General features: G+C 72.6%; 23 protein-coding genes. 19 read left to right on the top strand and 4 right to left on the bottom strand.

Annotated features, from left to right (window positions below):
* Positions 1-48 precede the first annotated feature (48 nt).
* The 3 genes from QMF80_RS15845 to QMF80_RS15855 form a co-directional block, all read right to left on the bottom strand.
* Positions 49-894 (bottom strand): ABC transporter permease, encoded by an 846-nt coding sequence (locus QMF80_RS15845; protein WP_283453669.1) that lies wholly within the window; start codon positions 892-894, stop codon positions 49-51.
* On the bottom strand, positions 891-1,847 hold the full coding sequence (locus tag QMF80_RS15850) for an ATP-binding cassette domain-containing protein (RefSeq protein ID WP_283453672.1): 957 nt from the start codon (positions 1,845-1,847) through the stop codon (positions 891-893). The genes QMF80_RS15845 and QMF80_RS15850 overlap by 4 nt, the downstream gene beginning before the upstream one ends.
* 199 nt (positions 1,848-2,046) lie before the next feature.
* Positions 2,047-3,282, bottom strand: a complete 1,236-nt coding sequence (locus QMF80_RS15855; RefSeq protein WP_283453675.1) for a sensor histidine kinase — start codon at positions 3,280-3,282, stop codon at positions 2,047-2,049.
* A gap of 167 nt (positions 3,283-3,449) precedes the next feature.
* On the opposite strand from QMF80_RS15855, the gene QMF80_RS15860 reads away from it, so the two are divergent.
* A complete protein-coding gene (locus tag QMF80_RS15860; protein ID WP_283453677.1) occupies positions 3,450-3,986 on the top strand; it encodes a hypothetical protein in 537 nt (178 codons plus the stop codon).
* On the opposite strand, the gene QMF80_RS15865 is transcribed toward QMF80_RS15860, so the two are convergent.
* A complete protein-coding gene (locus QMF80_RS15865; RefSeq protein WP_283453679.1) occupies positions 3,890-4,762 on the bottom strand; it encodes a thioesterase II family protein in 873 nt (290 codons plus the stop codon). The two genes, QMF80_RS15860 and QMF80_RS15865, sit on opposite strands and share 97 nt — an antisense overlap.
* Before the next feature lie 362 nt (positions 4,763-5,124).
* Between QMF80_RS15865 and QMF80_RS15870 the strand changes: the two genes are divergently transcribed.
* From QMF80_RS15870 to QMF80_RS15955, 18 genes are all read left to right on the top strand, one after another.
* Positions 5,125-5,343, top strand: a complete 219-nt coding sequence (locus QMF80_RS15870; RefSeq protein WP_283453682.1) for an MbtH family protein — start codon at positions 5,125-5,127, stop codon at positions 5,341-5,343.
* Between the two features lie 85 nt (positions 5,344-5,428).
* Positions 5,429-5,680: an acyl carrier protein gene (locus QMF80_RS15875; protein ID WP_283453684.1), complete on the top strand. Its 252-nt coding sequence runs from the start codon at positions 5,429-5,431 to the stop codon at positions 5,678-5,680.
* Between the two features lie 54 nt (positions 5,681-5,734).
* Positions 5,735-6,985: a beta-ketoacyl-[acyl-carrier-protein] synthase family protein gene (locus tag QMF80_RS15880; protein WP_283453685.1), complete on the top strand. Its 1,251-nt coding sequence runs from the start codon at positions 5,735-5,737 to the stop codon at positions 6,983-6,985.
* Positions 6,982-8,112, top strand: coding sequence for a beta-ketoacyl-[acyl-carrier-protein] synthase family protein (locus tag QMF80_RS15885; RefSeq protein ID WP_283453687.1), 1,131 nt, complete (start codon positions 6,982-6,984; stop codon positions 8,110-8,112). The genes QMF80_RS15880 and QMF80_RS15885 overlap by 4 nt, the downstream gene beginning before the upstream one ends.
* On the top strand, positions 8,109-8,999 hold the full coding sequence (locus QMF80_RS15890; RefSeq protein ID WP_283453690.1) for a beta-ketoacyl synthase N-terminal-like domain-containing protein: 891 nt from the start codon (positions 8,109-8,111) through the stop codon (positions 8,997-8,999). Before QMF80_RS15885 ends, QMF80_RS15890 begins: the two co-directional genes overlap by 4 nt.
* Positions 8,996-9,748: an alpha/beta fold hydrolase gene (locus tag QMF80_RS15895; protein ID WP_283453693.1), complete on the top strand. Its 753-nt coding sequence runs from the start codon at positions 8,996-8,998 to the stop codon at positions 9,746-9,748. Before QMF80_RS15890 ends, QMF80_RS15895 begins: the two co-directional genes overlap by 4 nt.
* Positions 9,749-9,809: 61 nt before the next feature.
* Positions 9,810-10,817 (top strand): acyl-CoA thioesterase family protein, encoded by a 1,008-nt coding sequence (locus QMF80_RS15900; RefSeq protein ID WP_283453695.1) that lies wholly within the window; start codon positions 9,810-9,812, stop codon positions 10,815-10,817.
* Complete coding sequence (locus QMF80_RS15905) at positions 10,814-11,920, top strand: beta-ketoacyl synthase N-terminal-like domain-containing protein (RefSeq protein ID WP_283453697.1); 1,107 nt, start codon at positions 10,814-10,816, stop codon at positions 11,918-11,920. Before QMF80_RS15900 ends, QMF80_RS15905 begins: the two co-directional genes overlap by 4 nt.
* A complete protein-coding gene (locus QMF80_RS15910; RefSeq protein ID WP_283453699.1) occupies positions 11,917-12,321 on the top strand; it encodes a 3-hydroxyacyl-ACP dehydratase FabZ family protein in 405 nt (134 codons plus the stop codon). Before QMF80_RS15905 ends, QMF80_RS15910 begins: the two co-directional genes overlap by 4 nt.
* Complete coding sequence (locus QMF80_RS15915) at positions 12,318-12,824, top strand: 3-hydroxyacyl-ACP dehydratase FabZ family protein (RefSeq protein ID WP_283453701.1); 507 nt, start codon at positions 12,318-12,320, stop codon at positions 12,822-12,824. The genes QMF80_RS15910 and QMF80_RS15915 overlap by 4 nt, the downstream gene beginning before the upstream one ends.
* Entirely contained in the window at positions 12,821-13,564 is a 744-nt protein-coding gene (gene fabG / locus QMF80_RS15920; protein ID WP_283453703.1) for a 3-oxoacyl-ACP reductase FabG, read from the top strand. Before QMF80_RS15915 ends, fabG begins: the two co-directional genes overlap by 4 nt.
* A complete protein-coding gene (locus QMF80_RS15925; protein ID WP_283453705.1) occupies positions 13,561-14,256 on the top strand; it encodes a 2-hydroxychromene-2-carboxylate isomerase in 696 nt (231 codons plus the stop codon). The genes fabG and QMF80_RS15925 overlap by 4 nt, the downstream gene beginning before the upstream one ends.
* 11 nt (positions 14,257-14,267) lie before the next feature.
* A complete protein-coding gene (locus QMF80_RS15930) occupies positions 14,268-17,777 on the top strand; it encodes a non-ribosomal peptide synthetase (RefSeq protein WP_283453706.1) in 3,510 nt (1,169 codons plus the stop codon).
* An 81-nt stretch (positions 17,778-17,858) separates the two neighbouring features.
* Positions 17,859-18,896, top strand: coding sequence for a 2,3-diaminopropionate biosynthesis protein SbnB (gene sbnB, locus QMF80_RS15935; RefSeq protein WP_283453708.1), 1,038 nt, complete (start codon positions 17,859-17,861; stop codon positions 18,894-18,896).
* A 32-nt stretch (positions 18,897-18,928) separates the two neighbouring features.
* The gene (sbnA, locus tag QMF80_RS15940; RefSeq protein ID WP_283453710.1) at positions 18,929-19,951 is read left to right on the top strand and encodes a 2,3-diaminopropionate biosynthesis protein SbnA; all 1,023 of its coding nucleotides are present in this window, start codon (positions 18,929-18,931) and stop codon (positions 19,949-19,951) included.
* 43 nt (positions 19,952-19,994) lie between these two features.
* On the top strand, positions 19,995-21,659 hold the full coding sequence (gene serA, locus QMF80_RS15945) for a phosphoglycerate dehydrogenase (RefSeq protein ID WP_283453712.1): 1,665 nt from the start codon (positions 19,995-19,997) through the stop codon (positions 21,657-21,659).
* A gap of 17 nt (positions 21,660-21,676) precedes the next feature.
* Positions 21,677-22,159, top strand: coding sequence for a YbaK/EbsC family protein (locus QMF80_RS15950; RefSeq protein ID WP_502962856.1), 483 nt, complete (start codon positions 21,677-21,679; stop codon positions 22,157-22,159).
* Positions 22,156-22,938, top strand: coding sequence for a thioesterase II family protein (locus tag QMF80_RS15955; RefSeq protein ID WP_283453716.1), 783 nt, complete (start codon positions 22,156-22,158; stop codon positions 22,936-22,938). Before QMF80_RS15950 ends, QMF80_RS15955 begins: the two co-directional genes overlap by 4 nt.
* Positions 22,939-22,947 lie beyond the last annotated feature (9 nt).

Consider the following 22,947-nt stretch of genomic DNA (forward strand, 5'->3'; position numbering starts at 1 on the left):
CAGTCCCCTCCGGGAGTGCGGGCCGTTCCGCGTACCGGGGCGATCGGCTCACGAGACCTTGCGGAAGCTGCGGATCGCCAGCGGCGCGGTGAGGGCCACGACCACCAGGCAGATGCCCAGCGGAGCCAGGACCGTACTCAGCCGGGGCTCCCCGAAGGCCAGGTCACGCGCGGCCGTGATGGCGTGGGACATGGGGTTGACCTCCGCGAAGCCCTTCAGCCAGCCCGGCAGCCCGTCGGCGGGCACGAACGCGTTCGAGGCGAACAGCAGGACCATGTTGACGATGCCGCCGATCGGCTGCAGCGCCTCCGGGCGGCGCAGCCACGCGGACAGGGCCATGAACACCCAGCCCAGCGACCAGCCCAGCACCACCGCGACCAGGACCGCGCCCAGCGCGCCGAACACCCCGCCGGCCGGGTCGAACCCGAAGACCAGGGCCGCGGCCACCAGCATGACCAGCATGTTGACCGTGTTGAGCACCGTGTCGGCGATGCTCCGGCCGATCAGGATGGACGCGGTGTGGATGGGCATCGCCTTGAAGCGGGCGATGATGCCGTTGTTGAGCTCCGTGGTCAGGGCCACGCCCGACTTGAGCCCCGCGCTGATCGAGCCCGTGACGAGGAAGGCGGGCAGCAGGTAGTCGATGTAGCTGACCCCGGCGGGGAACGCGCTGGTCTGCGAGACGCTCTTGAAGACCTGGCTGAACACCGTCAGCATCAGGATGGGTTCCAGGACCCCCGGGAGCACCAGGGCGGGCTCGCGCAGGGCCCGCAGTGACCGGCCGGACAGGACGTAGATCTGCTTCAGGATGCCGGTCCCGCCGAACTGCGGGGGCGCCGCGGCGGCGGCTTCGCGGGTCGGCGGGTCGGCCGCCCGGCTGGTGGTGATGGTCATCGGGGAATCCCTGCCTGGTGTCCGGTGGAGTGGTTCAGGGCCATGTACACGTCGTCGAGGGACGGTTCGGCGAACGCCAGTCCCGCGAGGTCCACCTCCGCGTCGTCGGTGGCCCGGACGACGCGGGCCAGATCGGTGGAGTCCGTGACGGGCATCGTCAGGACGAGCCCGTCACCCTCGTGGGCGGGCGAGAACCCGGCACCCCGCAGCGCCTCGGCGGCCCGCGGGCGGTCCTGCTCGCCGCGCACCGTGACGGATACGGTGCGCCGTCCGATCCGGTTCTTCAGCTCGTCGGCGGTGCCGGACGCGATGACCCGGCCCGCCGCCAGAACGGTGATCGAATCCGCCAGGTAGTCGGCCTCGTCGAGGTACTGGGTGGTCAGCAGGACCGTGGTGCCGTCCTTGACGAGACCCTTGACGATCTCCCACAGGGCGCGCCGCGCCGCGGGGTCGAGGCCGGTGGTGGGCTCGTCCAGGAAGATGACGCCCGGGTGCCCCACCAGACCGGCCGCGAGGTCCAGGCGCCGGCGCATGCCGCCCGAGTAGGTCTTCGCCTTGCGCTCCGCGGCGCCCGTGAGGTCGAAGATCTCCAGCAGTTCGTCGGCGCGGGCCGCCGCCCGGCTCCGGGACGCGCCGAGCAGCCGCGCGATCAGGACGAGGTTGCCGCGCCCCGAGAGGGTCTCGTCCACCGCCGCGTACTGGCCGGTGAGCCCGATGCGCCGACGGACCTCCTCCGCTTCGCGGGTGACGTCGAGACCGGCGACCCGGGCCCGGCCCGAGGTCGGCAGGGCCAGCGTGCTCAGGATGTTGACGAGCGTGGTCTTCCCGGCACCGTTGTGGCCGAGGAGGCCCAGTACCGTCCCCCGCTCCGCGCCGAGGGTGACACCGTCGAGCGCCTTGGTCGGGCCGAAGGCCTTCGATATGTCCGAGACTTCAATCATCAGGTCGTCCATGAATTATTCCCTCGCTCGGTGCCGGGAGCCCACCACCGGTCGTCGGGCACAATTCAGGAATGACCGAAATGGATAACATGGGCCGCTGCCTGTCAGGGGTACGGTAGCGGTGGCATGCGGAAATACGGAGCGGGAATCAGAAGTCTCGAAGTGATATTGCGGGCCGGTCGGCGAACCTGCTAATCGCCGCTATCCGCGGTCATTCTCCGATGGGCAGCGCGGCGGAGGTCCGCCACCCTCCGTCGGCCTGGACGCCGAAGTCGAGGGTGCCGCCGAGCGCCGCGACGCGTTCGGCGAGGCCCGCCAGTCCCGAACCGCCCCCGCGGCGGCCCCGTTCGCCCAGCCCCGCTTCGCTGATGGACGGCGCGCTGTTGGTCACGGACACGGCCAGTACGGGGACGGGGCCGGAGAGGTCGGGCAGCACCCGGACACGGATCAGCGGAGTGGTCGGGGCGTGCCGGCGGATGTTGGTCAGCGCCTCCACGACCGCCCGGTGGGCGGTGGCGGCCACCTCGCGGGGAACCCGCCCGACGTGACCGGGCGACAGGTCGATGCCGAGGTCGACCTCGGCCCGTCCCGCGTCCCGGAACCGGTCGATGACGTCCACGACGTCGGCCAGCCCGTAGGCCTGGGGCTGGCCCTCACCGCTGTGTCCCGCGTCCCCGGAGGCCGCGTCCCCGTCGGCGCCGTCGAGCATGTGGACCGTACGGTCCATGGAGCCCAGCGCCTGGAGACCCGCGGCCTCGATCTGGGCCAGGAGCGGCAGGACCTTGTCCGGCTGGGCGGCGCCGATCACCTGGGCGGCCTGGGCGAGCACCACGATGCCCGAGACGTCGTGGGCCACGAAGTCGTGCAGGTCGCGGGCCAGTTGGAGGCGCTGGGTGCGGCGGGCGTCGTGCACCGCGCGCAGCCTGCGGGACTCCAGCGTGCGCAGATAGCCGCCCACCGCGGCGGCTCCGACGGCGCCGAGTGCGAAGAAGGCGCTCTGCCCCGCGGCTTCCAGGACCGTCGGCGGCAGCTGGAGGCGCAGCACGACCGTCGATTCCAGCAGCCCGGTCACCGAGCCGAGCACGACGGCCCGGCGGACGGGAGCGCGCCGGGCCAGCAGCAGGACGAGCACCAGCAGGGCGGCCGCCTCGATCAGGGCGAGGGGGGCGCCCGGGTGCGGCTGCGACTCGGCGGGCGGCGGCATCTGGGCGGCCGTCCCCAGGGCCGACGTCACGGCCACGGTCACGGCCGTCGCCGTGAGCGGGACCCGGGCGGGGAAGGCGGTCAGGGCGAGCACCGCCGTGACCGCCACCACCATCGGCAGGACGGCCCGCCAGCCCGCCGAAGGGGCGGCGAGCAGGGCGGCGGCCAGGGCGCCCGCCCCCAGCACCCCGCAGAGGACGCTCGGAGCGGCGCTTCGCAGCCGGTGTCGTGTGTCGTCGCGCATTGGACGGAGTTTAGGGGCTGTCCCGCGGGAGGCGACATCGAGGTCACCGTTTTCCGCGTGCGCGAAATGGCAGCAAACTGCCATCCGGTTCGGCTCGGAGGAAGGGTGCCGGTGTTCTTCCCTAGGATGTACAGCGAATTGATCCGTAATGGCGCGAGGAGATCGAAATGGCCCGTGGCGATCAGTCGGAACTGGACCGCCTGGTGCCGCAATGGCATTTCAGGGAGATCCACCGGATTCCCGTCGCCGGCACGGTGGACGACGTGATGCGAGCCGTGTACGCGACCACCTGGGCCGAGGCGCCTCTCGCGCGGCTGCTCGTCGCCATCACCCGGGCCGACGTGTCGGCGGAGCGCCGCATCGTCTCCGACTACCTCCGAGAAAGCGGCGAGGTGGTGCCCAGCGGAGACGAAGAGTTCCTCTTCGCCGGAGTGCAGTCGATGGACGACATACCCCGGCCGCCGGGCACGATCTCCGAGATCGTCCGGGAATGCGCCGATCCGGGAATCCTGAAGATCGGGATGAACGTCCGCTACGCCGGCGGGATCCTCTCCACGGAGACCCGGATCTTCGCGACGGACGACCGGACCCGGCGCAAGTTCGCTCCCTACTGGCTGTTCATCAGGTGGGGCAGCGGAGCGACGCGCGCGTCCATGCTGCGGGCGATCCGGGGCCGGGTGCTGAGGGAGGCGTCGGCGGCCTGAACACCGGCGGCGCGGGCACCGCCCGCTCCGTCCGGCCCGGCCGGGCGCAGCGCGCGCACGTGGTCGGGCAGCCGCTGCCACACCTCGGGCGTGTAGAAGTGCCCACCGGGCAGCCGCGTGGCCGTGAAGCCGCCCGCCGTCAGCGGGCGCCACTCCCGCGCCCCGGCGTCGTCCATGTCGTCCCGCTCCCCGTACAGCACCTGCAGCGGCGCCCGTACGCGTGTACCGGGCCGCGGGCGGTAGCCGTCCAGGACGCGCAGGTCGGCGCGGAAGGTGTCGACGGCCATCCGCGCCAGCTCGGGCTCGGCCCGGACCGCGTCCGTCAACTGCCCTGACGAGGCCATCCAGTCGAGCAGTCCCTCGTCGGTGTCGCGCAGGCCCGGGGGAGTCGCCAGGGCTTCCCGTACGCGCGTGGGAGCGTGGGCGGCGGAGACGACCACGGCCCGCGGCCCGGGCCCGCCCGCCTGCTCCGCCCGCACCGCCAGGTCGAAGGCGACCCAGGCCCCCATGCTGTGCCCCAGGAGTACGTACGGGCGCGGGCCCAGGGCCCGCACCGCCCCCAGCGCCTCGGCGAGGAGCTGCTCCCAGTCCCGCGCGAACGCGGTGGTGAAGCGCCCCTCCCGGCCCGGATAGCAGTACAGGACCAGTTCCACGTCCTGCGGGAGAGCCTGCGCCCAGGGGCGAAAGCGCGCCGTGCCGCCGCCGCAGAAGCTCAGGCAGAGCAGGGTCAGCTCCGCCTGTGGCCGCGGCAACGGCCTGATCAGCGGTCCGGACACCTGAACTCCCTGCTCGGGGTAGGGGGGATGGCACGGTCGACCGTACTGGCTGGGACCCGACGGCGCCGATCACGCCAAGAATTCTTCGATGGCCGGAAGGAGACCCGGCCGCCGGTGCGCACGGCGAACGGGGCCGGCGTCGGCCGCGGCGGGGCGCCGGGGCGGAGCAAACGTACCTTTTCGCCGCCGCCGCGGTCGGCCCGGAGTCGCGCGGTGAAACCGCGCAATACATTATTCAATTCCTTTCATTGCAATCTCTCACAGGCTGCGGCGCCTGCCGGGCCGACAGGCCTTGTCGAGGCGATTCCCGGACGCCTAAGGTCGGACCGAATTGGGCGACAGCGTCAGGAAGGGAACAGTCGATGGCCAATCCATTCGAGGACGAGAGTGCCGAGTACTACGTACTTGTGAACGAAGAGGGACAGCATTCCCTCTGGCCCGGCTTCGCTGAGGTTCCGGCGGGCTGGACCGTGGCGCACGGCAAGGCCGCCCGGGCCGAGTGCCTGGACTACGTGAACGAGCACTGGACGGACATGCGTCCGCGCAGCCTCGCCGCAGCAATGGCCGCCGACGCCGCCTGAAGAGGCCCACGAATTTCTCCGTGACGGCGGCCCGAGCGCACCTCACGGACGACCAGCGATTCAGCGATCTAGGAGAAGCACAATCATGTCGACCCTCACCGACGAGCGCCGCACCGCCATCAAGGAAATCGTCTGCGACATCCTTGAACTCGAAGAGGACGAAGTCAGCGAGACCAGTCTCTTCATCGACGACCACGGCGCCGACTCGCTGCGTGCCATCGAAATCCTCGCCTCCCTGGAAAAGGAATTCGGTATCACCATCGACCAGTCCGAGCTCGCCCAGATGGTCAACCTGGAGCGCGTCTACGACGTCGTGTCGGCGGCTCCCGTCCGCTGACCCGGCCCGCACGTCCGCCGCACCGCAGGTTCGCAGGTCTGAAGGGGGAAGAGCATGTCCTCAGTACGCCCCGGCGCCGACACCGGGAAACGCCGGGTGGTCCTCACCGGCATGGGAGTCATCTCCAGCATTGGCATCGGGGCCGAGGAGTTCACCGCCAGTCTGCGGGCCGGGCGTAGCGGCGTCAGCCCGATCTCGGTGTTCGACGTCGAAGGCTTCGCCCACGTCAACGGGTGCGAGGTCAAGGGCTTCGAGCCCGAACAGTGGATCTCCCGCACCCCGGTGCGTGAGCTGGGCCGGGCCAGCCGCTTCGCCGTAGCGGCGGCGCGGATGGCCGTGCAGGACGCCGGTCTGGATCCGGCCGAACTCGCCGGCCGACGGGGGCTCATCTCCGTCGGCACCACGGACGGCGAGTCCTACGAGCTGGACCAGCTGGTGGCCGCCGAACTCGCGGACGGCCCGGAGCACATGGACCCGGAGATCGTCCGGCGCGTGTCGCCGGCCAGGCTCTCCACGGCCATCGCCCAGGAGCTGGAGCTCACCGACATCGAGGCCCCCACCATCGCCACCGCCTGCTCCGCGGGCAACTACGCGATCGGGTACGGCTTCGACGCGGTGAGCTCCGGCGAGGTCGAGTTCGCGCTGTGCGGAGGCGCGGACGCGATGTGCCGCAAGACCTTCACCGGTTTCTACCGGCTGGGCACCATCGCCCCGGAGTTCTGCCAGCCCTTCGACGCCGACCGCAAGGGCATCCTCACCGGTGAGGGCGCGGGCGTGCTGGTCCTGGAGAGCCTCGACTCGGCCCTGGCCCGCGGCGCCACCATCTACGCAGAGGTCCTCGGCTACGGCCTCAACTGCGACGCGTACCACCAGGTCGCGCCGAACGGCGACAGCGTCGCCCAGGCCATGCGCATCGCCCTGGAGAACGCGGGCGTGAAGCCCGAGGAGGTCGACCTGATCTCCGCCCACGGCACGGGCACCAAGGCGAACGACATCACCGAGGCCGACGCCATCAACAAGGTCTTCGGCGAAGGCCCCCCGCGCACCATCTCGCTGAAGTCGATGCTCGGCCACACCATGGGCGCGGCCAGCGCCCTCGGGGCCATCGCCTGCGGACTGGCGATCACCCACGGCTTCATCCCCCCGACCATCAACCACCACAAGACCGACCCGGAGTGCCGGATCGACTGCGTCCCCAACCACGCGGTCGAGGCCGACCTGCGGATCGTGCAGAACAACGGCCTGGCCTTCGGCGGCAACAACGCCATCGTGATCCTCGGCAAGTACGAGGGGACGCGGACGTGAGATACCCCATCGTCGGCGTCGGGGCCGTCGCCGCCATCGGCCGGAACCCGGACGAGATCTTCACCGCTCTGTGCACGGGACGCAGCGGGCTGGCGCCCCTGCGGGCCTTCGACCGGTCCCGCTTCAACGCGCAGCAGCTCTTCGAGATCGACGACCGCCAGACCGACGGCGTCGACGAACCGGGCCGCGCCACCCGCTTCCTGATCGAGGCGGTCCGCCAGGCCGCCGAGGACGCCGGACTCCCCGAGGACCTCGCCGGGATCCCGGTCCTGGTGGGCACCGGCCTGCGCGAACTGAGGTCCCTGGAGCTGTGGTGGCGCGACGGCGTCCCCTTCGACGCCGACGGGCTCCACTTCGAGGACGCGCTGCGGCGCAGGTTCGGCGCCGACGACACCCACACGTTCGCCGGTGCCTGTTCCGCCTCGCTGTACGCCCTCGCCCTGGCCTGGGACATGCTGGAACTCGGCGAGGCGGAGACGGTCATCGTGGCCGGCTGCGACGTGGTCACCGAGAGCATGTTCGGCCAGGCGGACCGCGTCCAGTTCGACCCGCCGCCCTCCGTGCGCCCCTTCGACAAGGACCGCCAGGGCACCATCCTGGGCGAGGGCGCCGCCGCCGTCGTCCTCACCCGCAGCGCCGCCGAGGACCGTCCGGTGCGCGCCTGGCTGCGCTCGGTGGCCGTCAACTGCGACGCCCACCACCAGACCGCGCCGGACGAGGCCGGAGTGGAGGCCGCCGTCCGCGAGGCCCAGGAGCTGGCGCGGGTCACGCCCGACGAGATCGACCTCGTCGTCCTGCACGCCACCGGCACCCCGCTCAACGACCGTACGGAAGCCACCGTGACCACCCGGGTGTTCGACGGCGCCGCCCCGGCGCTCACCGGCATCAAATCGCTCACCGGACACACCTCGGGCTCGGCCGGGCTGCTCAGCCTGATCGTCGCGGTGCGCTCCCTCGACACCGGACTCGTCCCGCCCGTCGCGGGCCTCGTCGAACCACTGCCCGAGGGCGCCGGGCTCCACCTGGTGACCGGCGCGCCGCTGGCGGCGCCCCTGCGCCTGGCCCAGGTCAACAGTTTCGGCTTCGGCGGCGTCAACGCCGTCGCGATCGTGGGAGGTGCCGCATGAGCGTCGCCGTCTCCGGTGTCGCCGTGGCCCTGCCCGGCGCGGCCGACCCGCGCGCCCTCCTGCGGCCCGCCGTCCCCGGCGCCGCCCCGGTGGACGCCGCTGCCCTCATCGGCAAGAAGGGTCTGCGCTTCAAGGACCGCGCCACCCGGCTCGGACTGCACCTCGCGTACGCGGCGCTCACCGACGCCGGGTTCCTCGACGGCTGGGAACCCACCGTCCCCGGCGAGCGCGTCGGCGTCGTGGTCAGCTCCAACCTCGGCAACGCGGACACCGTCTGCCGAGCCGTGGAGACCATCGCCAAGGAGTCCACCAGCGCACTCAGCCCGATGGACACCCCCAACGCCTCCAGCAACATCATCGCCTCGGAGACCGCGATCCGGTTCGGACTGCGCGGCCCCAACCTCACCGTGTGCAACGGCAGGACCTCGGGTCTCGACGCGGTCCGCTGGGCCGCCCTGATGCTCCGCTCCGGCCGCGCCGACCACATGGTGGTCACCGGCGTCGAGCCGGACAACGAGGTGACCCGCCGCCTCGTGGACGGGCCGGTGGCCGACGGCGGCGCCGCCCTGGTGCTCAGCCGCACCCCCACGGCATCCGCCAAGGCGCTGCTCGGCCCCCTCGTCCGCACCTCCCGGCCCGAGGACACCGTCGCCCGGCTCTCCGGGCCGGTCCCCGGCGCCGGGCTCTGGCTCACGCCCGAGACGGGTCCGGACTCCGGCTCCGCCCTGCGGCTCACCCTCGACGGCTGGGGCGAACTCTCCGGCGCGCTGGGCGTCGTACAGTGCGCCGCCGCGGCCGGCTGGTTCGCGCAGGGGCACACCGAGCCGGTGTACGCCCTGATCGGAGGCGCCGGAGCCGCCCTGGTCCGCGCCGAGGGCGCGGCATGAGCGATGTGGTGCTGCTCCACGGACTCGGCAACAACGAGTCGATCTGGGAGCCGATGGCCGGGCACTGGGACCCGCGGGTACGGGTCCACGCGCCCCGGCTGCCCTGGCACAGCGGCGGGATCGCCGGATGGCGGCACGAGAGCGATTCGGCGGCGCTGCTCCAAGGCGTCCTGGACGCGGTCCCCGGCGGCGCCGACGTGGTGGTGGCCCACTCCTTCAGCTCGGTGCTGCTGCTCGAACTGCTCGCCCGCCGGGCGGCCGCCGGGGATCCGCTCGACGTCGCCGCCGTCGTCCTGGTCAACCCCTTCTACCGGGCCGACGCCGACGAGTTCCACTGGAACCTGCTCGGTACGAGCATGGCCGACTTCCCGCGCACCATGGCCGAGTCCATCCGGCTGCGCACGCTCGACCGGCCCATCGGCGAGGACCTGCGGGCCGACATGGCCCGCCGGATGACCGAATGGGTCGGCCCGTACGGCTGGCTCCGCTTCTTCGAGACCTATCTGCGCACCCCGCTGTTCCGCGTCGACCTCGTGGAGACCCCGGCGCTGGTGATCGGCGGCGAGCTCGACCTCGCGGCCCCCGTGGACGAGGCCCGCCGGCTCGCCGCCCGGCTGCCCGCGGGCACCTGTGTGACCGTGCCCGGCTGCGGCCACTTCCCGATGCTGGAGCGGCCCGAGTGGCTGGCCCGCACCGTGTGGTCCGTCCTCGACCGGACCCCCGAACCGGCCGGGCTCCCGGCGGCCTGACCCGGTGCCCCCGATCCATCCCACGTCCGACCCGATCCGCCCCCCTACGAAGGAGTCCGTGATGGGCCCGACGCCCCATCCCGCTGTGACGGCGCTGCTGGAGAACCCGACGACAGGACGGCTGCGCCCCCTGTTCGAAGGCAACAACATCAGCTTCGCCATCGGCTTCAAGCACATCAACTACGTTGCCGAGGCCGCCGTCCTGAACCATTTCAGGTCCGCGGGCCTGCCCGTCGGCGACCTCTACCGGCGCTTCGGGCTCGGATTCGACGTGGTGGACATCCACTCCCGCCTCGCCGCGCTGCTCGCCGTCGACGACGAGGTGGAAGCGGTCGTCACCCCGGCCACCAAGGCCGGCGAGGACCGGCTCCGCTTCAAGGTCGAGCTGTACGTCGAGCGCGACGGCAAGCGCGTCAAGTGCGCGGGCTCCAAGGTGCAGGTCGTCCTGCGCGTCGACGACCACATCAAGGCCGAGGAGTCCTTGCCCGAGGGGATCGAGCGGTTCACCGCCGTCCGCCTGGGCACCGGCGAACGCCGCGGGATCGCGGCGGCCCCCCGGCCCTACGGGGAGTTCACCGCGGGCCGCGGCACCACCGCCGACCCCGTCCTGGACGAGATCATCGGCGACACCAACGCCTTCGGCTGGCGCTGGCGGATGCCGTACTTCTACTGCCACTTCAACGAGCGCGTCCAGATGTCCGGCTTCCTGCGGATCATGGAGGAGGTCGAGGACCTCTTCCTCGCCGACCGGGGCCTCCCCATCAAGAAGGTCCTCGACACCCGGGGCTGGATCCCCGTCGTCACCCAGTCCCGGATCGAGATCCTCGACGAGACCGTGATGGAGGAGGAGCTCTACACCGTCTACACGGTCGAGAGCGTCTTCAAGACGCTCCTCTACTCCACCCGCATGGACTGCTACGTCCTGCGCGACGGCTCGCTCGTGAAGACCGCCACCGGCACCATCACCCACGGCTACCTCCACGAGTCGGCGCCCAACCAGTGGGAGATGGCCGAGTTCGACGAGTCCACGGTGGCCGCGCTCTCCACCCCCCGCCGGGCGGCGTCATGAGCACCGCCGTGGCAGCCCGGGCGGTCATCACCGGCTGGTCGGCGGTCTCCCCGTACGGCATCGGCGCCGACGCGCTGACCGAGGGCCTGCGCAGCGGGCGCTCGACGGGCGCCCCGGTGGACACCGCGCGCTGGAAGGTGCCCGGCGGCCGGGCCCATCTGGTACCCGGCTTCGAGACCCGCGAGGTGCTCGGCAAGAAGGGCACCCGCTCCATGGACCGGGTCACCGGCCTCGCCGTGGCCGCCGTCGGCTCGCTGCTCGATCGGCCGGGCGCCGTCCGGGAGTCGGAGACCGGCGAGCGGGCCGCGCTGGTGCTCGCCACCACCACCGGCAGCGCCGCCAGCATGATGGACTTCACCCGCAGCTCGCTGGTCGGCGACCGGCCCTACGACGTCGACCCGGCCGTGATGCCCAACGCCGTCATGAACTGCGCCGCCGGCCAGTGCGCCATCTGGTACGGCATCAAGGGTCCCAACACCACGCTGGCCGGCGGCCGCGCGGCGAGCCTGCTCTCCCTGAACTACGCGACCCGGCTGCTCTCCTCGGGCCGCGCCGACACCGTGCTCTGCGCCGCCGCCGAGGAGTACTCGGCCGCCCGCTACTGGCTGGAGCGGCACAGCCGGGGCGCCGAGGCGCCCGGCGTCCCGCTCGGCGAGGGCGCGGCCGTCCTGCTCATCGAGCCGGCCGACCGCTTCGCCCCCGGACGGCCGGCGCTCGCCGAGGTCCTGGCCGTACGGACCCGGGTGGCCACGGGCAGCCTGGTGCGCCCGGCCCTGGAGGCCTGCGTACGCTCCGCCCTCGACGCCGCGGGCGTCCGCCCGCGGGAGGTGTGGGCGGCCGGCGCCGGTGACGCCCCCGGCCTGCTCGGCCACCTGGAGCGCGAGGTGCTCACCGAGGTCTGCGGCGCCGAGGCCCTGGAGCGGGTACCCGCCGTGAGCCGGATCGGCGACGTCTCCGCGGCCTCCGGGTCGTTCCAGATCGCCATGCTGCTGGCCACCGCCGCGGGCGACGCCCAGGCGGCCGGCCAGGTCGCCGTCGTCACGTCCGCCGACCGCGACGGCTCGCTGGCCTGCGCGGTGCTGCGGCTGGGAGGTACCTCGTGACCACGGCCGCGCCCGCCCCGGTCAGCCCGGTCGCCGCCGAGGTCCGGGTGGAATCCCGTACCGAGGACGGCCTGGCCGCCACCGCCCGCGTCGAGATCCTCGCGAGCGAGCCGGTGTTCGCCGGCCACTACCCCGACTTCCCGATCTTCCCCGGGGTCTGCGTGCTGGAATGCGTACAGCGCGCGGCCACCGACGGGGACGCCGCTCCGGCCCCCACCGAACTCGCCGCCGTCGAATCGGCGCGGTTCGCCGGAGCCGTCTACCCCGGGGACACCCTCACCCTCACCCTCAAGTGGCGCCGTACGGAGGCCGGACTGCGCTGCGACGCCGTCGCGGCGACGGAGCGCGGCAAGGCCGCGTCCGTACGGCTGCGCTACGAGCCCGCCGGAGGTGTGCGATGACCACCGCACCCGTGCGGTCCCTGCCCCGGGTGACGGATCTGCTTCCGCACCGCTACCCCATGCTGCTCGTGGACCGGGTACTGGAACTCCTACCCGGCGAGTACATCCGCGCCGTCAAGGCCGTCACCCACAACGAGCCCTGGTACCAGGGGATGTCCCCCGGATCCCCGCTGGACTACCCGCCGTCCCTGCTCATCGAGTCCTGGGGCCAGACGGCCGGGCTGCTGGCGTCGGCGATCGCCGACGCGCCCGTCGGCCAGGTCATGCTCTTCGGCTCCGTGGCCGACGCCGAGTTCCACCGGCCGGTGCGGCCCGGCGAACTGATCGAGCACCGGGTCCGGATCACCAGGGCCCTCACCGACTCGGTGATCTTCGAGGGGACCAGCCACCGCGGCGACGAGACCGTGATGAGCGTGACCCGGATGGTGATGGCCTTCCGCCCCGCCGAACAGCTCCGCCCCACCGGCACGCCCGCCGGCAGCAACCGAGAGGCCACCCGATGACCGACAGCAGGCCCGTGGCGCTGATCAGCGGAGGCTCCCGAGGCATCGGCCGGGCCACCGTGCTCAAGCTCGCCGCCGACGGCTACGACGTGAGCTTCTGCTACCACTCCCGGGAGGAGGCGGCGCAGACCCTGGCCAAGGAGGCCGACCAGCTCGGCGCACGCGTGCTCTACCGGCGCGTCGACGTCAGCGACGCGGCCGCGGTGCGCGCGTGGGTGGCCGCCACCGAGGACGAGCTGGGGCCGGTCGCGACCGCGGTCACCTCGGCCGGCATCACCCGCGACAAGGGGCTGGTGATGATGTCCGACGACGACTGGAAGTCGGTCCTCTCGACCAACCTCGACGGGGTCTTCCACGTGTGCCGCGCGGTGGCCTTCCCCATGATGAAGCGCCGCGAGGGCAGCATCGTCAACATCTCCTCGGTCGCCGGGATCTACGGCAACGCCAGCCAGACCAACTACGCCGCCTCCAAGGCCGGGATCATCGGCTTCTCCCGGTCGCTGGCCAAGGAGGTCGGCCGCTACGGCATCCGCGTCAACGTGGCCGCCCCCGGATTCGTCGACACCGACATGACCGCGGCCGTGTCCGAGCGCGCCGTGGAGGGGGCCCTCGCGAACGTGGCCCTGGGCCGCATGGGTACCGCCGAGGAGGTCGCCGAGCTGGTCGCGTTCCTCGCCGGCGAGCGCGCGGGCTACATCACCGGATCCGTCTTCCAGATCGACGGGGGGATATCCCTGTGACCACCCGCAGGAAGAAGAACCCCAGGTGGTACTTCTCGCTTCGCAGCCCGTACTCGTGGTTCGCGTACCGGGACCTCACCGAGAAGTACCCCGACGTCCTCGACCAGATCGAGTGGATCCCGTACTGGGAGCCCGACGAGAGGTCCACCCAGCTCCTCACCGAGGCCGGGGTCACCCTGCCGGTGATGCCGATGCACCGCTCCAAGAACTTCTACATCCTCCGCGACGCCCGTCGCTGGGCGCACGCCCGCGGCTGGCACGTGACCTGGCCGGTCGACCGCGCCCCGCACTGGGAGGTCTCCCACCTGGCCTACCTCGCGGCGCGGGAGAAGGGCATGGGACGGCAGTTCGTCGACCTCGCCTACCGCGCGCGCTGGCACGAGGGCCGGGACCTCGCCGACCGGGAGACCATCGCGGCCATCGCCGGCGAGCTCGGCCTCGACCCCTCGATCGCCGACGCGGTCGAGGACCCGGACCTGCGGAGCAAGGGCGTCGAGTGCCTGATCGCCGCCTACCACGACGACGCCTTCGGGGTGCCGTTCTTCATGCACGGGCGCGAGGCGTTCTGGGGCGCCGAGCGCGTGGGCGCGTTCGTCGCCGCCGTGCGCGGCTACGACTGGGACGGCGTCAGTGACGCGCCGTTCGCCGCGGCCCCCTTCACCGTCGCCCCCGACAGCGGCCCGCAGGCCTGACAGGAGAGACGATGACGACCACCGGAACCCCCCAGCGGCTGATCCCGCGCTCGGTGCCGCCGACACGGACCCCGGACGGGGCGCCCGCGCCCACCGCATGGGCGGAGCTGACCGTCCCGGTCCCCGTCCGGCTCGCCGCGCGGGTCCGGCTGCTGGCCAGGCGCGCGGACGCCGACTGGGCCGCCGCGCCGCTCGCCGCGCACACCGTCGTACTGGCCGCCCTGAGCGGTGAGCGGACCGTCGTGAGCGGCTACGTCCCGCCGGCCGCCGCGGGCTCCGCCGCGGCCGCCCCGCGGCCCCTGACGCTGTCCCTCGGCGCCGGGACCCCGCGCGAACTGCTGGCCACCGCCGCCCAGGCGGCCGCCGCGCCCGCCGGAGGCGCCTTCGAGACCGTGCTGGACCTCGGCCACACCGACGGGGACCCCGCCGCGGCGGACCGGCACACCGTCCTGATCACCACCCTGCGGTACGGCCCCCAGGGCCCCTCCCTGCTGCTGCGCCACCGCACCGACGTCCTGGACGCCGAGGCGGCGGCCCGGATCGCCGGGTACTACGTCACCTCTCTGGAACAGCTGGTGGCCGCGCCCGGCGCCCCCGGCCGCGACCGGGGACTGCTCGGCGAAGCCGAGTACCGCCTGCAGATCCACGGACTCGGCGGAACGGCGCGGGAACTCCCCGACCGGCGGTTCCACGAGCTGTTCGAGGAGCAGGCCGCCGCCAGGCCCGCGGAGACCGCCGCCGTGCACGCCGGCCGGAGCTGGACGTACGCCGAACTCAACGCCCGGGCCAACCGGATCGCCCACGCCGTGCTCGCCAGGGAACTGGGCGCCGAAGCGGTGGTGGCCGTGGTCACCGAGCGCAACCTGGACTGGCTCGCGTCGGTCATCGGCATCTTCAAGGCCGGAGCCGCCTACCTGCCCGTCGAGCCGCACGCCCCGGCCGACCGGATGGCCCGCACCCTGGTGCGGGCCGGCTGCCGCCTCGTCCTGACCGAGGAGGGCGGCCCCGGGCACCTGGAGCAGGCCGCGCCCGCGGAGCTGGAGCTCCTCGACGTCACCGACGCGTACGCGCAGGGGCACGGCGAGGACAACCCCGGCGTCCCCGTGGCGGCGGACCAGCTCGCCTACCTGTACTTCACGTCGGGTTCCACCGGCGAGCCCAAGGGCGCGATGTGCGAGCACGCCGGGTTCGTCAACCACCTGTACGCCAAGATCGACGACCAGGGCATCGGCGAGGGCCAGGTGGTGGCGCAGACCGCGCCGCAGTCCTTCGACATCTCGCTGTGGCAGCTGGTCGCGGCGCTCGTCGTGGGCGGCCGGACGCTGATCGTCGGACAGGACGCGATCCTCGACGTCGACCGCTACCTCGACACCATCGAGCAGGGCGAGGTCGCCGTGCTCCAGGCCGTCCCCTCCTACCTGGAGGTGGTGCTCACCCGCCTGGACGACGCCCCTCGTGAACTGGCCGCCCTGCGCTGCGTGTCGGTCACCGGCGAGGCGCTGAAGAAGGAACTCGCCGTCCGGTGGTTCGAGCGTTTCCCGCACATCGCCCTGATGAACGCCTACGGGCTGACCGAGACCTCGGACGACACCAACCACGAGGTCATGACGTCGGTCCCGGTGTGGGACTCCGTACCGCTGGGGCGGGCGGTGGGCAACGTCACCGTCTACATCGTCGACGAGGACCTGCGGCCCGTCCCCCTCGGCGCACCCGGCGAGATCGTCTTCTCCGGCGTGTGCGTGGGCCGCGGCTACGTCAACGACCCCGAGCGGACGGCGCAGGTCTTCGGCGAGGACCCGCACCGGCCCGGGCAGCGCCTGTACCGCTCGGGTGACTTCGGACGCTGGCTGCCCGGAGGCACCCTGGAGTTCCTCGGCCGCCGCGACGCCCAGATCAAGATCCGGGGCTTCCGGATCGAGATCGGCGAGATCGAGAACCAGCTGCTGAAGCTGCCGGGGGTCCGCGACGGCGCGGTCGTCGTCGTCGCCACCCCCGACGGGAGCCGCCACCTGGTCGGCTTCCAGAGCGGCTCGGACGAGGACCCGGACACCCTGCGCCTGCGCCTGAAGGAGACCCTGCCCGTCTACATGGTGCCCGGCAGGCTGGAGTGCCTGGACGCCCTGCCGCTCACCCCCAACGGCAAGACCGACAAGCGCGCCCTGAGCGTCCTGGCCGCGGAACTGGTGACGGGGGAGGACGAGCGGGCCCACGAGGAACTCGTCACCGACACCGAACGCGAGCTCGCCCGGGCCTGGTCGGCGGTGCTGAAGGTGCCCGTCGGAAAGCTCGGGCGCGGCGACAGCTTCTTCGACCGGGGCGGCACCTCGCTCTCGGGCGTGCGCCTGGTCGTCCGCATGGAGCGCGCGTTCACGCTCAAGGACCTGATGCTGCACCCGACGCTCGGCGCGCTCGCCGCACTGATCGACTCCGGGGCCGCGGGGACCGCCGCTTCCCCCGGCGCGGACTCCGGGTCCGCCGCGCCCGGCGCGCACTCCGCCCCGGCCACCGCCCCGGCCACCACCGCGGCCGCGGCGGCCACCGCCGACGCACGGGCCGTCCCGTACGAGGTGACCCGCACCGAAGGCCGCCCCGCCGTGCTGACCCTCGACGGCCCGGCCCCCGCCGATCCGGCGGCCTGGGCCGCCGCGCACCGCGCCCGGCTGCGGGCCACCGTCGCCGAGCACGGGGCGCTGCTGGTGCGGGGCCTCGGCCTGGCGGACGCCCGGGCCGTGGCCGCGGTGAGCCGGGAGGTCCTGCACGAGGTCATGACCGAGCGGGAGGGCTTCGCCGTCCGGCGACGGCTCGCCGACGGTGTCTACTCCTCCTCGGAGTGGCCCGCCGACCAGCCCATGTGCATGCACCACGAGCTGAGTTACGCGCGAGAGGTCCCCGGCACACTGCTCTTCGCCTGCCTCACCGCACCCGACTCCGGCGGCATCACCGGCGTCGCCGACTCGGCGGACGTACTGGAGGCCCTCCCGGCCGGCCTGGTCAGCCGTTTCGAGACGCAGGGGTGGCGGCTCGACCGCAACTACACCGATACCGTCGGCGTCAGCCTCGCGGACGCCTTCGGCACCGCCGACCGCGCGGCCGTCGAGGCGTACTGCGCGCGGCGCGGCATCACGTCCTCCTGGCAGCAGGGCGGCGACCTGCGCACCAGCCAGCGCGCCGCCGCCGTGCTGACCCACCCCCTCACCGGGCGCCGCGGCTGGTTCAACCAGATCGCCTTCCTCAACGAGTGGACGCTCGACCCGCTGATCAGGGAGTACCTGACGTTCGAGTTCGGCGACGACGGGCTGCCGTTCAACAGCACGTACGGCTCTGGAGCGCACCTCGACGAGGACACGGTGCTCGCGATCAACGCGGTGTACGAGAAGCACACGCTGCGCGAGCCGTGGCGCGCCGGAGACCTGCTGATCGTGGACAACCTCCGCATGGCGCACAGCCGGGAACCGTACGAGGGGAACCGGGAGATCGCGGTCGTCCTCGGCGACCCGGTCACCCTCCCGAACCACCCGTAGCACACCGCCGCACCGGCGGATCCGAGGCCGGGCGCCCCGCGGCGCCCGGCCTGCCACTCGCCAATCCCCTGGATGGAAGCCATGTCCCGTCAGTCGCTCGTGCCGCCCTTCGCCGTCATCACCGGCGCACAGGTGGCCGAGGTGCTCACCGGCAGCGAGAAGCAGGTCGTGGACCTGACCGAAGAGATCTACCGGCTCCACGGCAGGGGCGAATCGGTCAACCCGCCCTCGTACTTCCTGCGGTTCCCCGACCGGCCCAGCTCCCGCATCATCGCCCTGCCCGCGTCGGTGGGCGGGGACCGGCCGACCGACGGCCTGAAGTGGATCTCCAGCTTCCCGGAGAACGTCGCGGCCGGCATTCCGCGCGCCTCCGCCGTGCTGATCCTCAACGACCACGCCACCGGCTACCCGTTCGCCTGCCTGGAGAGCTCGATCATCAGCGCCTCCAGGACCGCGGCCTCGGCGGCCCTCGCCGCCGACCGGCTCAGCAGGGGCCAGCGCCCCCGCCGGATCGGCTTCATAGGCACCGGCCTGATCGCCCGCTACATCCACCACTACCTGGAGGCGACCGGCTGGACCTTCGACGCGCTCGGCGTCCACGACCTGTCGGACCAGCACGCCGAAGCGTTCGCCGGCTACCTCGGCGGCCGCCCCGGCGCCGCGCCCGTCGTCGTGCACCCCACCGCCGAGGAGCTGATCAAGGAGAGCGACCTGGTCGTCTTCGCCACGGTCGCCGGCAGCCCGCACGTCCACGACCCGTCCTGGTTCGCCCACAACCCGCTGGTGCTCAACGTGTCCCTGCGGGACCTGGCCCCCGAGATCCTGCTGTCCGCCACGAACATCGTCGACGACATCGAGCACTGCCTGAAGGCGGACACCTCCCCGCACCTGGCCGAACAGCTCACCAACAGCCGTGAGTTCCTCGACGGCACCCTCTTCGACGTCCTGGAAGGCAGGGTCGAGCTCCCCGCCGACCGCCCGGTGATCTTCTCCCCCTTCGGCCTCGGCGTACTCGACATCGCCCTCGGCCGCTACGTGCACGACCAGCTGCGGGACGCGGGCGGGCTCGGCGTCATCGACGGCTTCTTCCACGAGCTCGACCGCTACGGCCGCAACTAGGCGGCGCCGCCCGAACGGAACCCGGTGATGAAGTGACGGTCATATCAGCCCCGTACGAGATCAACGTCGACGACGTCTTCGTGGATCTGCAGTCCGTCTTCGACGTACCCCTCTTCCTCAAGTACGAGGGACTCAACCTCGCCGGCTCGGTCAAGCTGAAGGCCGCCCTGGAGATGGTGCTCGCCGCCGAACGCGACGGGACCCTGACCCCGGGGGACGTGCTCGTCGAATCCTCGTCGGGCAATCTCGGCATCGCCCTGAGCATGATCGCCGCCAATCGGGGATACGGCTTCGTCTGTGTCACCGACTCCCGCTGCAACCCGGCGAGCCGCCGGCTCATGGAGTCCTTCGGCGCCCGTGTCCTGGTCATCTCGCGCCCCGACAAGGAACGCGGCCTGCTGGGCGCCCGGATCGACTACGTGCAGCGGCTCGTCGACTTCGACCCCAACTACGTCTGGCTCAACCAGTACGTGAACCCGAACAACTGGCTGGCGCACTACCGGACCACGGCCCCCGCCGTCGCCGCCCAGTTCCCCGAGCTCGACGTGCTCTTCGTCGGGGCCGGCACCACCGGCACCCTGATGGGCTGTGCCCGCTGGTTCCGCGAGCAGCGGCGTCCCGTACGGATCGTGGCCGTCGACAGCATCGGCTCCGTGACCTTCGGCGGACCGGCGCTCCCGCGGCACATCCCGGGCCTCGGGGCGGGCGTACGGCCGATGCTGCTGAACGACGACCTCGTCGACGAGGTCGTGATGGTGCCCGAGCGGGACACTTTGGAGAGCTGCCACGCCATGGCCCGGCAGGGGTTCCTGTTCGGCGGCTCCACCGGGACCGTCGTGAGCGGCGCCCTGCGCTGGCTCGCCGGACGGCCGCGGGGCGAGCGGCTCACCGCGGTCGCGCTCTCCCCCGACCAGGGAGACCGCTACCTGGACACGCTCTACGACCCCGGCTGGGTGGAGCAGCACTTCGGCGCCCCCCAGACGTGGGACGCGGTGGCGCCGACCACCGCCGCCACCGCCGCCGAGCCGCCGCGGCTCGTCACGAGCGTCGGCTGAACCCCACATCCGGCAACGCCCCCGCGAGAACAGGAAGCGCGCCATGAAAAGGCCAGTCGTACTGATAGCCGAGGAACTCTCTCCCGCCACCGTCGAGGCCCTGGGTCCGGACTTCGAGATCCGGCACTGCGCGGGCGCCGACCGGGCCGAGCTGCTGGCAGCGCTGCCCGCGGCCGACGCGGTACTCGTACGCAGTGCCACCCGCATGGACGCGGAGGCCATCGCGGCGGGCACCCGGCTCAAGGTGATCGGCCGGGCCGGAGTCGGCCTGGACAACGTGGACGTGGCCGCCGCCTCCCGGGCGGGCGTCATGGTGGTCAACGCGCCCACCTCCAACATCGTCAGCGCCGCCGAGCTGACCGTCGGCCTGCTGCTCGCCGTGGCCAGGAACATCCCACAGGCCGACGCGGCGCTCAAGGACGGCCACTGGCAGCGCAGCCGGTTCACCGGGGTCGAGCTCTCGGGCAAGACGCTCGGCATCGTCGGCCTCGGCCGGATCGGCACGCTGGTGGCCCGCCGGATGGCGGCCTTCGGCATGCGGCTGCTCGCCTACGACCCGTACGTGCAGCCGGGATACGCCGACGCGGCCGGAGTGCGCGTCGTCGGCCTCGACGAGCTGCTCGCCGCATCGGACTTCCTGACGGTCCATCTGCCCAAGACGCCCGAGACCACCGGCCTCATCGGCTTCGAGGCGCTGCAGCGGGTCAAGCCGGGGATCCGGATCGTCAACGCGGCCCGCGGCGGGATCGTCGACGAGGCCGAGCTGTACGCCGCGCTCAAGGAGGGCCGGGTCGCGGGCGCCGCTGTCGACGTCTTCTCCGTCGAACCCTGCACCGACTCCCCGCTGTTCGACCTGGACACCGTGGTCGTCACCCCGCACCTGGGCGCCGGTACCGCCGAGGCCCAGGAACGCGCCGGGGCCGCCGTCGCCGGATCCGTACGCCAGGCCCTCTCGGGACGCTTCGTCCCGGAGGCGGTCAACGTGCGGATGGGCGTGGTCGACGACGACCTCGACCCGTGGCTGACGCTCACCGAACGGCTCAGCCGGCTGTTCACCGCCACCGCCGGCGGTCTGCCCGGGCAGCTCCAGGTGCAGGTCTCCGGCGAGATCTGCCGTCACGACACCGCCGCGCTGGCGCTGGCCGCGCTCAAGGGCGCGCTCGGCGCGGTGGTCGAAGGGGGAGTCTCCTACGTCAACGCCCCGCTGATCGCCCAGGAGCGGGGTCTGTGCGCCGACGTGAGCACGGGCACCGGCAGCGCCGGCACCGGCACCGACAGCACGGGCACCGGCAGCACCGGCCCCCTGCACCGCAGCCTCGTCGCCGTCGAGGGAACGCTGCCCTCCGGCGAGCGGGTATCGGTCCGCGGCACCCTGAGCGGCCCGAGGTCCGGCGAACGGCTGGTCCAGATCAACGGGTTCGAGGTGGACCTCGCGCTCAGCGGGGACATCGCGTTCTTCCGCGCCCCCGACCGGCCCGGGGTGATCGCGGGGGTCGCGGAGGTCCTCGGCCGCGCGGGCATCCCCGTCGAGACCCTCCAGGTCGCCCGGGACCCCTCCGGCACCGGCGAGGTCCTGGTCGCGGTCGGTCAGGGTGCGCCCGGCCGGGATGCCCAGCGGCTGGGCGGACCGGCCGCCCAGGACTTCCTGGACGACGCCGCCGCCAGGATCGACGCCACCCGGAACTGGTCGATGGAGCACACGGCGTGAGTACACATGACTGGCTGATGGGCCAACTCGTGCGCAGCGAGGCCCGCTTCCGGGTCATCGACCACGCCCCGGAAGGCCGCACGGAGCCCGCCAGCCTGCTGCGCCGTCACGCCCTGGCGCAGGCGGCCAAATGCCTGGTGGTGCGCGTCGCGCTGACCCGCCGCACCCGGCGGTACGTCCTGGCCGTCGTACCGGGGGACCGCAAGGTCGACCTCGACGGGATCAGGGACATGTACAGCGGCAAGGAGGCGTCGTTCGCGGCCCGCGACGTGGCCGAACGGCTGGCGGGCAGCGTCAGCGGCTCGGTCATGCCCTTCGCCCGGGACCCCGAGCTGGACCTCGTGGTCGACCCCGACCTGCTCGTGCACGACGAGATCTTCTTCAACGCGGCCCGGCTCGACCGGTCGGTGGCCCTCGCCACGGCCGACTACCTCGCGCTGGCCCGACCCCGGGTGGAGTCGATCGCGCAACACCCCCTGGCCCAGAGGATGACAGGATGACCGTCCGTACGAACCCCACCACACCCCGCGCCACGGTGGACAGCGACCGGTGGTTCCGGCGGTACGCCGTCCGCGCCGACCCGCGCCGCCGGCTCCTGGTCCTCCCGCACGCGGGCGGCTCGGCGAGCTTCTTCCACAGCTGGGGCGTCGCGTTCGACAGCGACACGGAAGTCCTGGTCGCCCGGTACCCGGGCCGGCACGACCGGCTCACGGACCCGTGCGTCGAGACCATGGACGAGCTCGCCGACCAGGTCACCGCCGCACTGCTGCCCTTCCTGGACGTCCCCCTGTCGCTCTTCGGACACAGCATGGGCGCCTCCCTGGCCTACGAGGTCGCGCTGCGCCTGGAGAGCGGGCACGCGGTGCGCCCCGCGGCGCTCCACGTGTCGAGCCGCAAGCCCCCGCACCGGCTGACCCCGCGCACCCTGCACAAGGAGAGCGACGACGCGCTGATCGCCGAGGTCCGCCGGCTCGGCGGCACCGACGACGCCCTGCTGGACGACCCGGACCTGCGGGAGATCGTGCTGCCCGCGATCCGGGCCGACTTCACGGTCGTCGGCACCTACGGCCCCCGCGCCGCGACCCCGGTGGGCTGCCCCGTCCACGCCCACATCGGCGACCAGGACCCGTCCACCACGGTGCGGGACATGTCCGCGTGGGCCGATGTCGCGCCCGCCGGGTTCGACCTCCAGGTGCTGCCCGGCGGCCACTTCTACCTGACGGAGCAGCGCGCGGCCCTGATCGCCTCCCTCGCGCGGCAGCTGACCGCCACCGGCTGAACCGGGCCC

Source organism: Streptomyces sp. G-G2 (genome assembly GCF_030063135.1).
GTDB lineage: Bacteria > Actinomycetota > Actinomycetes > Streptomycetales > Streptomycetaceae > Streptomyces.

What these genes read in the sequence shown, in the direction of transcription:
- QMF80_RS15845 (WP_283453669.1), bottom strand. Translation starts at nt 894, where the DNA reads ATGACCATCACCACCAGCCGGGCGGCCGACCCGCCGACCCGCGAAGCC.
- QMF80_RS15850 (WP_283453672.1), bottom strand. Translation starts at nt 1,847, where the DNA reads ATGGACGACCTGATGATTGAAGTCTCGGACATATCGAAGGCCTTCGGC.
- QMF80_RS15855 (WP_283453675.1), bottom strand. Translation starts at nt 3,282, where the DNA reads ATGCGCGACGACACACGACACCGGCTGCGAAGCGCCGCTCCGAGCGTC.
- QMF80_RS15860 (WP_283453677.1), top strand. Translation starts at nt 3,450, where the DNA reads ATGGCCCGTGGCGATCAGTCGGAACTGGACCGCCTGGTGCCGCAATGG.
- QMF80_RS15870 (WP_283453682.1), top strand. Translation starts at nt 5,125, where the DNA reads ATGGCCAATCCATTCGAGGACGAGAGTGCCGAGTACTACGTACTTGTG.
- QMF80_RS15875 (WP_283453684.1), top strand. Translation starts at nt 5,429, where the DNA reads ATGTCGACCCTCACCGACGAGCGCCGCACCGCCATCAAGGAAATCGTC.
- QMF80_RS15880 (WP_283453685.1), top strand. Translation starts at nt 5,735, where the DNA reads ATGTCCTCAGTACGCCCCGGCGCCGACACCGGGAAACGCCGGGTGGTC.
- QMF80_RS15890 (WP_283453690.1), top strand. Translation starts at nt 8,109, where the DNA reads ATGAGCGTCGCCGTCTCCGGTGTCGCCGTGGCCCTGCCCGGCGCGGCC.
- QMF80_RS15895 (WP_283453693.1), top strand. Translation starts at nt 8,996, where the DNA reads ATGAGCGATGTGGTGCTGCTCCACGGACTCGGCAACAACGAGTCGATC.
- QMF80_RS15900 (WP_283453695.1), top strand. Translation starts at nt 9,810, where the DNA reads ATGGGCCCGACGCCCCATCCCGCTGTGACGGCGCTGCTGGAGAACCCG.
- QMF80_RS15905 (WP_283453697.1), top strand. Translation starts at nt 10,814, where the DNA reads ATGAGCACCGCCGTGGCAGCCCGGGCGGTCATCACCGGCTGGTCGGCG.
- QMF80_RS15915 (WP_283453701.1), top strand. Translation starts at nt 12,318, where the DNA reads ATGACCACCGCACCCGTGCGGTCCCTGCCCCGGGTGACGGATCTGCTT.
- fabG (WP_283453703.1), top strand. Translation starts at nt 12,821, where the DNA reads ATGACCGACAGCAGGCCCGTGGCGCTGATCAGCGGAGGCTCCCGAGGC.
- QMF80_RS15930 (WP_283453706.1), top strand. Translation starts at nt 14,268, where the DNA reads ATGACGACCACCGGAACCCCCCAGCGGCTGATCCCGCGCTCGGTGCCG.
- sbnB (WP_283453708.1), top strand. Translation starts at nt 17,859, where the DNA reads ATGTCCCGTCAGTCGCTCGTGCCGCCCTTCGCCGTCATCACCGGCGCA.
- serA (WP_283453712.1), top strand. Translation starts at nt 19,995, where the DNA reads ATGAAAAGGCCAGTCGTACTGATAGCCGAGGAACTCTCTCCCGCCACC.
- QMF80_RS15950 (WP_502962856.1), top strand. Translation starts at nt 21,677, where the DNA reads ATGGGCCAACTCGTGCGCAGCGAGGCCCGCTTCCGGGTCATCGACCAC.
- QMF80_RS15955 (WP_283453716.1), top strand. Translation starts at nt 22,156, where the DNA reads ATGACCGTCCGTACGAACCCCACCACACCCCGCGCCACGGTGGACAGC.